We start from the raw sequence: 11,053 nt of genomic DNA, 5'->3' as shown, positions 1-11,053 counted from the left end.
GGAGCGGGCGGAGAGGAAGGCATGCCTCGGGAGGCATCCTGGCAGGATAAGGGTGAACAACGCCGTTGGCGTTGTTCACCCTACGAATGGCCGGGGGCAGGGCGGATAGCCGCGGCGCGATTATCCGCCGGTTCGGCTACGGCTCGGGCAGTGCTCAGATCTTGAAGCTGTCCACCAGCTGGCGCAGGCGCCCGGCCTGGGTTTCCAGCTCGCCGCAGGCGCGCAGGGTGGCCTGGAGGTTCTCCACGCCTTCCTGGTTGAGGGTGTTGATCTCGGTGATGTCCATGTTCAGCGAATCGACCACCGCGGTCTGCTCCTCGGTGGCGGTGGCCACCGACTGGTTCATCCCGTCGATCTCGGCGATCCGTCCGGTGACACTGCTCAGGCGTTCGCCGGCACGGTTGGCGATCTCCACGCTCTCCAGGCTGTAGCGCTGACTCTCGGTCATGGTGCTGACCGCTTCCTGGGCGCCGATCTGCAGTTCCTCGATCATCTTCTGGATCTGCTGGGCCGACTCCTGGGCGCGGTGGGCCAGGTTGCGCACCTCGTCGGCGACCACCGCGAAGCCGCGTCCGGCCTCGCCGGCGCGGGCGGCTTCGATGGCGGCGTTGAGGGCGAGCAGGTTGGTCTGCTCGGAGATGCCCTTGATCACTTCGAGGATCTGGCCGATGTTCACCGTGCGGCTGTTGAGGGCCTCGATGTTGGCGCAGGAGGCGCTGATCTTCTCGGAAAGCTCGTTCATCGCGCGGATGGTCTGCTCGACCACCTGCTTGCCGTCCTCGGCCTGGTGGTTGGCGTCGGACGCATGGTGCGAGGCATCGGCGGCGTTGCGGGCGATTTCCTGGGCGGCGGCACCGAGTTCGTTGATCGCCGCGGCGACGCTGTTGGTACGGTTGGACTGCTCGTCGGAGTTGGCCATCGAAGAGTTCGAGGCGTTCACCACCAGTTGCGCCACGTCGTGCAGTTGACGGGCGGTGCCGGCGACCTCGCGGATCGATTCGTGGATACGCTCGACGAAGCGGTTGAAGGAAATGGCCAGGACCCCGAATTCATCGTTGCTGGTGACCTTCAGGCGCTTGGTCAGGTCGCCTTCGCCCTGGGCGATGTCCTGCATGGCGCGGCCCATGTCGGTGAGCGGTTGCATCAGTACGCGGATCAGCATGCCGAGGAGGAGGACGATGGCGACCACCGCGATCAGCGCGGCGACGATCGCCGAGGTACGCAGCTTGGTGAGCATGGCATAGGCCTTGTCCTTGTCCACCGAGATGCCGATGTACCAGTCCAGGCCGGACAGGCCCTTGACCGGAGAGAAACTGAGGATCCGGGTGTTGCCGTGCAGCTCGGCCTCGCTGAAGCCGCTGCCGATCTTCGGCGTGTTGCGTGGGTAGACGTCGCTGAGGCTCTTCATGACCTGGTCCTTGTCCGGATGGACGAGGATCTTGCCGTCGCCGCTGACCAGGAAGGCGTAGCCCATGCCGCCGAAGTCCAGCGAGTTGATGATCTTCACCACCGTCTGCAGGCTGAGGTCGCCGCCGACCACGCCGAACGGCTGGCCGTCCTGGCGCGCCGGGCTGGCGATGGTCAGTACCAGCTCGTGGATGGCCGGCTCCATGTAGGGTTCGGTGAGGGTGGTCTGGCCGGCGCTGGTGGCGGCGTTGTACCAGGGGCGGCGGCGCGGGTCGTAGTCGGCCGGCAGGTCGCTGGTGGGGCGCGCGGTGTAGGTGCCGTCGGTCTGCCCCAGGTAGGTGAAGAGGAAGGTCGAGCCCAGCAGCGGCTGTTCCAGCAGGGCCTGGGTGGTCTCCGGGCTGTGGTCGCGGGCCAGGGTCTGGGCCAGGTTCTCGATCAGCAGGATGCGCCCGCTCAGCCAGTTCTGCACGTTGCTGGCGGTGATCTCGCCCATTTCGTGCAGGTAGTCCTCCAGGTCCTCGCGGATCGAGGTGCGCTGCAGGGAGTCGTTGTAGAGGGTGAAGAGGGAGAAGGTCGCGATCACCACCAGCGCGGCGGCGAGCAGGATCTTGTGACTGAACTTGAGACTTTTGATCATGGTTTCTTGCATCCGGGAGGCGCGGGCGCGCTGTCGTGAACAGCCCCAGTTGGATCGCAACTGCAAGGCTTGCCGTGTCTGTCGGCGGCAAGCCCGGAAGCTTTAGCGCAATGGATGAATGGTTTCACCGAATGCGACCTGGAGAACGAAAAAAGCGCCCGTGGGCGCTCTTCATCGATAGGCCGGATAATCGCTTCGCGGTTATCCGGCCGGTTCGGCTACGGGACAGGCAGGGCTCAGATCTTGAAGCTGTCCACCAGTTGGCGCAGGCGCCCGGCCTGGGTTTCCAGCTCGCCGCAGGCGCGCAGGGTGGCCTGGAGGTTCTCCACGCCTTCCTGGTTGAGGGTGTTGATCTCGGTGATGTCCATGTTCAGCGAATCGACCACCGCGGTCTGTTCCTCGGTGGCGGTGGCCACCGACTGGTTCATCCCGTCGATCTCGCCGATCCGCCGGGTCACGCTGCCCAGGCTTTCGCCGGCACGGTTGGCGATCTCCACGCTCTCCAGGCTGTAGCGCTGGCTCTCGGTCATGGTGGCCACCGCCTCGCGGGCGCCGACTTGCAGCTCTTCGATCATCTTCTGGATCTGCAGCGCCGATTCCTGGGCGCGATGGGCCAGGTTGCGCACCTCGTCGGCGACCACCGCGAAGCCGCGCCCGGCCTCGCCGGCGCGGGCGGCTTCGATGGCGGCGTTGAGGGCGAGCAGGTTGGTCTGCTCGGAGATGCCCTTGATCACTTCGAGGATCTGGCCGATGTTCACCGTGCGGCTGTTGAGGGCCTCGATGTTGGCGCAGGAGGCGCTGATCTTCTCGGAAAGCTCGTTCATCGCGCGGATGGTCTGCTCGACCACCTGCTTGCCGTCTTCGGCCTGGTGGTTGGCGTCGGACGCATGGTGCGAGGCATCGGCGGCGTTGCGGGCGATTTCCTGGGCGGCGGCGCCGAGTTCGTTGATCGCCGCGGCTACGCTGTTGGTGCGGTTGGACTGCTCGTCGGAGTTGGCCATCGAAGAGTTCGAGGCGTTCACCACCAGTTGCGAGACGTCGTGCAGTTTGTGCGCGGTCCCGGCGACTTCCCGGATCGAGCGATGGATCCGCTCGACGAACTGGTTGAAGGCATCGCCGAGCACGCCGAATTCATCGCGGCTGGTCACGGCGAGGCGCTTGGTCAGGTCGCCCTCGCCCTGGGCGATGTCCTGCATGGCACGGCCCATCAGGTGCAGCGGCTGCATCAGCAGGCGGATCAGCAGGCCGAGCAGGACCAGGATGGCGACGATGGAGATCAGCGCGGCGGCGATGGCCGAGACGCGGAACTTGCTGAGCATGGCGTAGGCCTTGTCCTTGTCGATGGACAGCGCCAGGTACCAGGTCACCGAAGGCAGGCCCTTGATCGGGGTAAAGGCGAGGATGCGGGTATGCCCGTGCAATTCGGCCTCGCTGAAACCGGTGGCGATCTTCGGCGTGTTCTGCGGGTAGACCTCGCTCAGGGTCTTCATCACCTGCTCTTTGTCCGGGTGCACCAGGATCTTGCCGTCGCCGCTGACCAGGAAGGCGTAGCCCATGCCGCTGAAGTCCAGCGAATTGATGATCTGTACCAGGGTCTTCAGGCTGAGGTCGCCGCCCACCACGCCGAGGGTGTTGCCGGCGGCCTTCACCGGCGTCGCCGCGGTGATGATCAGTTCCTGGGTGGCGGCGTCGACGTAGGGCTCGGTCAGGGTCAGGCCGCCGGCCGCTACGGCGTCCTTGTACCAGGGCCGGCTGCGCGGATCGTAGCCGGCCGGCATCGGGCTGTCCGGGCGCATGGTGAAGACGCCGTCCTGCTGGCCGAGGTAGGTGAAGCTGAAGGTCGAGGTCAGGGCCGGCTGTTCGAGCAGGGCGCTGACGGCTTCCGGGCTGTGGTCGCGGGCCAGGGTCTGGGCGGTCTGCTCGACCAGCAACAGACGGCCGCCGAGCCAGTTCTGGATGTTGCTGGAGGTCACGTCACCCATCTCCCGCAGGTAGCTTTCGAGGTCCTCGCGGATCGCGTTGCGCTGCAGGTAATCGTTGTAGAGGGTGAACAGTGCGAAAGCGGCGAACACCACGAGGGAGGCCGCGAGGAGGATCTTGTGGCTGAACTTCAGACTTTTGATCATGTTGTATTGCGTCCAGGAGTATGTAGCGCCAGTCTTTGACCAGACCCCTGCGACCGTTCCGCGGGCGCAGGGGCTTTCCGTACGCCTTGCAGCGTCGGGCGGGTCGCGCGGGTGGGTAGTCCGTCGACCCAGGCACGGCCTTGTGCCACGAAGCCACGGTTCCCTGGGTGGCTCCGAAGAATGCGTGATACGGATACGATGGCGATTTTTCCTGTCTCAGCAAGGCCCGAAGGTCTTCGCTGAAGCTGGACGGCCAGATCGGGCCGATGCGCTGGCCCGACGCCCTTCGCGGGAACCCGCGCATATTGGTACGCGGGTTCCGCTGGAAGCCCCGTTGTACAAGGGCTTTCCCATACTGTCGGCACAGCGTGCCGGAGCTTTAGTCCCGAGGATGAATGGATGTCGCAAGCGAATGAGTTGTTGATCGGCGCTGGCCCCGATGGCCAGCCGGTAGGGCAGGCCTGGCGCCTGGCCAACCGTCATGGATTGATCGCCGGCGCCACCGGTACTGGCAAGACGGTGACCTTGCAGCACCTCGCCGAATCCTTCAGCGATGCCGGTGTCGCGGTATTCGCCGCCGACATCAAGGGCGACCTGTGCGGCATTGCCGCGCCGGGCAACCCGCAGGGCAAGGTCGCCGAACGCATTGCCAGCATGCCGTGGCTGAACTACCAGCCGAAGGCCTACCCGACCACGCTCTGGGACATCGCCGGGAAGACCGGCCACCCGTTGCGCACCACCATCAGCGAGATGGGCCCGCTGCTGCTGGCCAACCTCCTGGAGTTGACCGATAGCCAGCAGGCCGCGCTGTTCGCCGCCTTCCAGGTGGCCGACCGGGAAGGCCTGCTGCTGCTCGACCTGAAGGACCTGAAGGCGCTGCTCAACCACCTGAAGGACAATCCGGAGATCCTCGGCGAGGACCGGGCGCTGTTCACCGGCGCTTCCGGGCAGGCGCTGCTGCGCCGCCTGGCCACTCTGGAGCAGCAGGGCGCCGAGGCCTTCTTCGGCGAGCCTGCCCTGCAACTGGAAGACATCCTCCGCCCCGAGCCGGACGGGCGCGGGCGCATCCACCTGCTCGACGCCAGCCGCCTGGTGCACGAGGCGCCGAAGGTCTACGCGACTTTCCTGCTCTGGCTGCTGGCCGAGCTGTTCGAGCAACTGCCGGAGCGCGGCGATGCCGACAAGCCGGTGCTGGCACTGTTCTTCGACGAGGCCCACCTGCTGTTCAACGGCACGCCGAAAGCCTTGCGCGACCGCCTGGAACAGGTGGTCCGGCTGATCCGCTCGAAAGGCGTCGGGGTGTACTTCGTCACCCAGTCGCCGGGCGACCTGCCGGACGATGTCCTGGCCCAGCTCGGCCTGCGTATCCAGCATGGCCTGCGCGCCTTCACCGCCAAGGAACAGAAATCGCTGCGCGCGGTGGCCGACGGTTTCCGCCCGAACCCGGCGTTCGACACCCTGGGGGTGCTGACCGAACTGGGTATCGGCGAGGCGCTGGTCGGCACCCTGGAGGAAAAGGGCACGCCGGCCATGGTCCAGCGCGTCGCGGTGGCGCCGCCCTATTCGCGGATCGGCCCGCTGAGCGACAGCGAACGCGCCGAACTGGTCCAGCGGTCGCCGTTGAAGGGGCGCTACGACCAGCCGATCGATCGCGAGTCGGCCTACGAGGTGCTGGCGAGCAAGGCGGACGCCAAGCCCGAGGTGCAGGGCCAGGCGCCTGCACAGCAGGAAAGCGCGTCCGGCGTCGGCGGCATGGCCGGGCAGATTCTCGGCAGCCTGCTGTCCAATTCGACGGTGAAGAGCGCCATGCGCCAGGCGGCCAACCAGTTGAGCCGGGAGCTGGTGCGTGGCCTGCTCGGCTCGTTGATGGGCGGGAAGAAGCGGCGCTGAGCGCCAGGCCATGAAAAAGGCGCCCGCGGGCGCCTTTTTCATGGGGGCTGGATGATCGCCGACTAACCGCTTCGCGGTTAGCTGGCCTGTGGGACGGACGGGCTCAGATCTTGAAGCTGTCCACCAGGTGCCGCAGGCGCCCGGCCTGGGCTTCCAGCTCGCCGCAGGCGCGCAGGGTGGCCTGGAGGTTCTCCACGCCTTCCTGGTTGAGGGTGTTGATCTCTGTGATGTCCATGTTCAGCGAGTCGACCACCGCGGTCTGTTCCTCGGTGGCGGTGGCCACCGACTGGTTCATGCTGTCGATCTCGCCGATCCGGCTGGTCACGCTGCCCAGGCGTTCGCCGGCACGGTTGGCGATCTCCACGCTCTCCAGGCTGTAGCGCTGGCTTTCGGTCATGGTGCCCACCGCCTCGCGGGCGCCGACTTGCAGCTCTTCGATCATCTTCTGGATCTGCTGGGCCGACTCCTGGGCGCGATGGGCCAGGTTGCGCACCTCGTCGGCGACCACCGCGAAGCCGCGTCCGGCCTCGCCGGCGCGGGCGGCTTCGATGGCGGCGTTGAGGGCGAGCAGGTTGGTCTGCTCGGAGATGCCCTTGATCACCTCGAGGATCTGGCCGATGTTCACCGTGCGGCTGTTGAGGGCCTCGATGTTGGCGCAGGAGGCGCTGATCTTCTCGGAAAGCTCGTTCATCGCGCGGATGGTCTGCTCGACCACCTGCTTGCCGTCCTCGGCCTGGTGGTTGGCGTCGGACGCATGGTGCGAGGCATCGGCGGCGTTGCGGGCGATTTCCTGGGCGGCGGCGCCGAGTTCGTTGATCGCTGCGGCGACGCTGTTGGTGCGGTTGGACTGCTCGTCGGAGTTGGCCATCGAGGAGTTCGAGGCGTTCACCACCAGTTGCGCCACGTCGTGCAGTTGACGGGCGGTGCCGGCGACCTCGCGGATCGATTCGTGGATACGCTCGACGAAGCGGTTGAAGGCATTGGCCAACGTACCGAATTCATCGTTGCTGGTGACTTTCAGGCGCTTGGTCAGGTCGCCTTCACCCTGGGCGATGTCCTGCATGGCGCGGCCCATGTCGGTGAGCGGTTGCATCAGTACGCGGATCAGCATGCCGAGGAGAAGCATGATGCCGACCACCGCGATCAGCGTGGCGACGATCGCCGAAGTGCGGAATTCGCTGAGCATCGAATAGGCGGTGTCGCGGTCGAGGACCAGGGCGACGTACCAGGTCACGCCGGGCAGTCCCTTCACCGGGGTGAAGGAAACGAACTGGCTGCGGCCGTCGAGTTCCACCTCGTGGACCCCGGGGTCGATGTTCGGTGCGCCCTTGGGATAGGCTTCGGCGAGGGTCTTCAGGACCAGCCCGGAGTCGGGGTGGAGGAGGATCTTGCCGGCGTCGCTGACCAGGAAGGCGTAGCCGGCACCATCGAACTTCAGGGAATTGAGGATTGCGGTCAGGGTCTCCAGCTTCATGTCGCCGGCGGCGACGCCCAGCAGTTGACCGGCGTGCCGCACCGGCAGCGACATGGCGAGGATCTGCTCGCCGGTGCCGGCATCGACGAAGGGTTCGGTGACGATAAGCCGGTCGGCCGCCAGCGCGTCCTTGTACCAGGCGCGGGTACGTGGGTCGTAACCTTCCGGCATGGCGTCGTAGGGGCGCATGGTGAAGGCGCCGCTGGCCGCCTCGCCAAGATAGACCGACGCGAAATTGCGGCTGAAGACGGGCTGTTCCAGTTGCCTTGCGATATTCGCCTCGTCGGGCTGGTCGAGCAGCGCCAGTTGCGAGGCCAGGCCTTCCACCAGGTGCATGCGGCCTTCCAGCCAGCTCTGGATGTTGCTGGCGGTCAGGGTGCCGATTTCCCCGAGGTAGTTTTCCGTGTCCGTGCGCACGGCCTCGCGCTGTCGGTAATCGTTGTAGAGGATGAAGCAGGTGAAGGCGAAAACCACCACCAATGCGGCGGCGAGAAGGATTTTCTTGGCAAACGACAGCGAGCGAAGCATGAGCGATGCGTCCTGGCAAAAGCCTCAAGAAGGGCGGGGAGCCCAGGCCACCAGGTAGGGAGCTTGCGGGGGAAAGCCATGATCCAGCGCCTGAACGGCCGGCTTTGTAGCACAGTGCCAGCATAAAGGCAAAATAGTGGCGCCATGAAAATGGCGCCACTGGAGGGAAATCGCTCTGGAAGAGGACGTCAGTCCGGAGCCAGTCCGCCGACTTTGGTGCCGACGCCGTCGAAGAAGGCTTTCAGACCGCCGACGATACCGCTGTCCGTGGGACTCAATACGGCAATCAGAGCCACCGCGATCAAACCGGCGATAACCGCGTATTCGATGGCGTTTGCCCCTTCTTCGTCCGCCAGGAATGCGCGAACTTTGCAATACACGAACAGGGTCAGGTTCTTCATTCTTGTTTGCTCCTCGAACGCGGCAATCACCGAGACAGAGCCCTGCCTCCACGCTGAGGCTAGGCCGATGATGGCGTTTTGCAACAACTAAATGGCATTAGTAGGAGTGGATTAGTCGCAAGGTTATATGGCGGGTTACAAGGCTTGGACTACATCTAATGACAAATTGACATTGATTATCCCGAGTCTAGATTCAGGCCTATCGTCGCAAGTTCGAAGTTATGAACTTTGGTTCTTGAATAACGACTGTCGCCAGTCGATAACCCCAATGTACCTGCCATGGAAAGCCAGTCCCGGAGTATGGCCATGACACGGACAGCGAGACGCCCGTTTTTCTTTTCCGATCATCGGCGATCGCCGGTGATTTTCCGTTCATCGACCTGTCCGGACGCATAGCAGGGGTCTGCCCATGAATAGCAAGGTGCTGATGGCCCTGGCCGGCCTGCTGCTGCTCGGTGCTGTGCTGCTCGGATACCTCGGCGTATCCATCGGCCGCGCGCCATCGAACGCGCATGCTCCATCCGTGGCGCCGGCTTCGGCGGCGGTGGGCGCTTCGCTGGAAAAGCTCGAACGCAAGCCGGTGCTGGTGGCCAGTCGCGATCTCCCGGCGCTGGCGGTGATCGGCAAGGACGACCTGAGCGTCGAGCTGTTGCGGACCGCACCGGTCGGTAGCTACGACAGGCCCGAGGCGTTGCTCGGCAAGCGGGTCTGGGTCGCGGTGCCGGCCGGCAGCATTCTTTCCGCCGCGACCCTAGAACCCGGCGGTCCGCTGGCCCGGACCATTCGTCCGGACGAGCGGGCGATGGCGATCGCTGTGGACGAAGTGGTCGGCGGCGGCGGCTTCGTCCTGCCCGGCGACTATGTCGACGTGATGCTCTTCGTGCGTGACGAGCGGGACGGCGAATCGACCCCGCTGGCGCAACTGGTGTTGCCCGGAGTCCGGGTACTGACCTACGGCGAGCGGATCGCCGTGGGCAGCGATGGGCAGGACCGCTCGAACCAGGAAAAGGACCCGCGTCCGCCGCGTACCGCGGTGCTGGCGGTACCGGAGGACGGCGTGGCGCGGCTGATGCTGGCGAGCCAGGCCGGTTCGCTGCGCCTGGCCATCCGCAGCAAGGACGAAGAACTCTACCGCAGGGAGCAGGAAGGCGCGCTGCTGCAAGCGTCGCTGGGCGCGCCGAGCGCGGCGCTGAGCCTCGACCAACTGCTGGAGCGCCGCAAACCGACGGCGCCGAGCGTGCGCAGCGCGGCTCCGCGCGTGCCGGTGGCCAACGGGGTCACGGTCTACCGTGGCAGCGCCATGACCCATGAAGCGCCTTGAGGGGAGCCGGCATATGCATCGGAGCACCGGGATAGGCGTGTCGCGCTGGCTGGGAGGGCTGCTGGGGGTGGCGTTGGCGCTGCCGGCACTGGCTTTGCCGCAGGGCTGCATCGAGTTGCTGGCGCAGGCGCCGCGGGTCGATGTCGTCCAGGGGCAACAGCGTGACCTGCGCCTGGCGGTGCCGATCGAACGGCTGGCCATCGGCGATCCGAAGATCGCCGACGTACAGTTGCTGGATCGTCGCGGCTTCCTGGTCACCGGCAAGGAACAGGGCTCCACCAGCCTGCTGATCTGGACCGGCTGCAGTCCCGAGCCGTTGCGCAGCCTGGTGGAGGTCGAGGGACGCGGTAGCGTCGATACCCGCGGTGCTCCAGCGTTCACCGCCGGTGCCGCGGAGGAGCTACCGAACCAGGTGCAGACCGATATCCGCTTCGTCGAGGTCAGCCGCAGCAAGCTGAAGCAGGCCAGCACCTCGTTCGTCCGGCGCGGCGGCAACCTCTGGGTGCTCGGTGCGCCAGGCAGCCTCGGCGACATCAAGGTCAATGCCGACGGCAGCGGCCTGGGCGGCACCTTCGGCACCGGCAGCTCGGGATTCAACCTGATCTTCGGCGGCGGCAAGTGGTTGAGCTTCATGAATGCCCTGGAGGGCAGCGGCTTCGCCTATACCCTGGCGCGCCCGAGCCTGGTGGCGATGAGCGGGCAGAGCGCGTCGTTCCTCGCCGGCGGCGAGTTTCCGATCCCGGTGCCGAACGGCACCAACGACAACGTCACCATCGAATACAAGGAGTTCGGCATCCGTCTGACCCTCACCCCAACGGTGATGAACAACCGCCGCATCGCTCTCAAGGTGGCGCCGGAGGTCAGCGAACTGGACTACAGCGCCGGCATCCAGAGCGGCGGGGTGGCGGTGCCGGCACTGCGCGTCCGGCGCACCGACACCAGCGTGATGCTGGCCGATGGCGAGAGTTTCGTGATCAGCGGGCTGACCAGCAGCAACTCGGTGAGCAACGTCGACAAGTTTCCCTGGCTGGGCGACATCCCGATCCTCGGTGCGTTCTTCCGCTCGACCAAGCTGGACAAGGACGACCGCGAGCTGCTGATGATCGTCACCCCACACCTGGTTCAGCCGCTGGCTGCCGACGCACAGTTGCCGGACCTGCCCGGCGAGGGCTTGCGGCACTACGATCCGGGGTTCTCGCGCCTGTACTTCCTCGAGCGCGGCGAGTACGACGGCCAGCAGAACGACACCGGCCTGTCGGATTAGGAGGC

The 11,053-nt window shown here is 65.7% G+C and carries 7 protein-coding genes; 3 read left to right on the top strand and 4 right to left on the bottom strand.

The window, feature by feature from the left end; translation table 11 throughout:
- Positions 1–154: 154 nt before the first annotated feature.
- Complete coding sequence (gene pctB / locus VQ067_RS23060) at positions 155–2,044, bottom strand: methyl-accepting chemotaxis protein PctB (protein ID WP_033991634.1); 1,890 nt, start codon at positions 2,042–2,044, stop codon at positions 155–157.
- Between the two features lie 236 nt (positions 2,045–2,280).
- On the bottom strand, positions 2,281–4,170 hold the full coding sequence (gene pctA, locus VQ067_RS23055) for a methyl-accepting chemotaxis protein PctA (protein WP_011666750.1): 1,890 nt from the start codon (positions 4,168–4,170) through the stop codon (positions 2,281–2,283).
- Positions 4,171–4,569: 399 nt separating this feature from the next.
- On the opposite strand from pctA, the gene VQ067_RS23050 reads away from it, so the two are divergent.
- Positions 4,570–6,060 carry a helicase HerA-like domain-containing protein gene (locus VQ067_RS23050; protein ID WP_003093869.1) on the top strand — a complete coding sequence of 497 codons (1,491 nt, stop codon included), beginning with the start codon at positions 4,570–4,572 and terminating at the stop codon, positions 6,058–6,060.
- Between the two features lie 103 nt (positions 6,061–6,163).
- On the opposite strand, the gene pctC is transcribed toward VQ067_RS23050, so the two are convergent.
- Positions 6,164–8,062, bottom strand: a complete 1,899-nt coding sequence (gene pctC, locus VQ067_RS23045) for a methyl-accepting chemotaxis protein PctC (RefSeq protein ID WP_034019567.1) — start codon at positions 8,060–8,062, stop codon at positions 6,164–6,166.
- Positions 8,063–8,250: 188 nt separating this feature from the next.
- Positions 8,251–8,463, bottom strand: coding sequence for a type 4b pilus Flp major pilin (gene flp / locus VQ067_RS23040; protein ID WP_003093864.1), 213 nt, complete (start codon positions 8,461–8,463; stop codon positions 8,251–8,253).
- Between the two features lie 409 nt (positions 8,464–8,872).
- Here flp and rcpC point away from each other — a divergent pair, with 409 nt between their 5' ends.
- Positions 8,873–9,784: a type 4b pilus Flp biogenesis protein RcpC gene (gene rcpC, locus VQ067_RS23035; RefSeq protein WP_033985866.1), complete on the top strand. Its 912-nt coding sequence runs from the start codon at positions 8,873–8,875 to the stop codon at positions 9,782–9,784.
- A gap of 13 nt (positions 9,785–9,797) precedes the next feature.
- The gene (gene rcpA / locus VQ067_RS23030) at positions 9,798–11,048 is read left to right on the top strand and encodes a type 4b pilus Flp secretin RcpA (RefSeq protein WP_003110119.1); all 1,251 of its coding nucleotides are present in this window, start codon (positions 9,798–9,800) and stop codon (positions 11,046–11,048) included.
- The last annotated feature ends 5 nt before the right edge of the window (positions 11,049–11,053 follow it).

The organism is Pseudomonas sp. KBN12P06040, from assembly GCF_037574965.1.
GTDB lineage: Bacteria > Pseudomonadota > Gammaproteobacteria > Pseudomonadales > Pseudomonadaceae > Pseudomonas > Pseudomonas aeruginosa.
Note: the sequence above shows the minus strand (reverse complement) of the source record. Positions and strands in the feature narration are given on the sequence as shown.

Coding starts and splice junctions, on each gene's coding strand:
- pctB (WP_033991634.1), bottom strand. CDS start 2,044: ATGATCAAAAGTCTCAAGTTCAGTCACAAGATCCTGCTCGCCGCCGCG.
- rcpA (WP_003110119.1), top strand. CDS start 9,798: ATGCATCGGAGCACCGGGATAGGCGTGTCGCGCTGGCTGGGAGGGCTG.
- pctC (WP_034019567.1), bottom strand. CDS start 8,062: ATGCTTCGCTCGCTGTCGTTTGCCAAGAAAATCCTTCTCGCCGCCGCA.
- pctA (WP_011666750.1), bottom strand. CDS start 4,170: ATGATCAAAAGTCTGAAGTTCAGCCACAAGATCCTCCTCGCGGCCTCC.
- flp (WP_003093864.1), bottom strand. CDS start 8,463: ATGAAGAACCTGACCCTGTTCGTGTATTGCAAAGTTCGCGCATTCCTG.
- rcpC (WP_033985866.1), top strand. CDS start 8,873: ATGAATAGCAAGGTGCTGATGGCCCTGGCCGGCCTGCTGCTGCTCGGT.
- VQ067_RS23050 (WP_003093869.1), top strand. CDS start 4,570: ATGTCGCAAGCGAATGAGTTGTTGATCGGCGCTGGCCCCGATGGCCAG.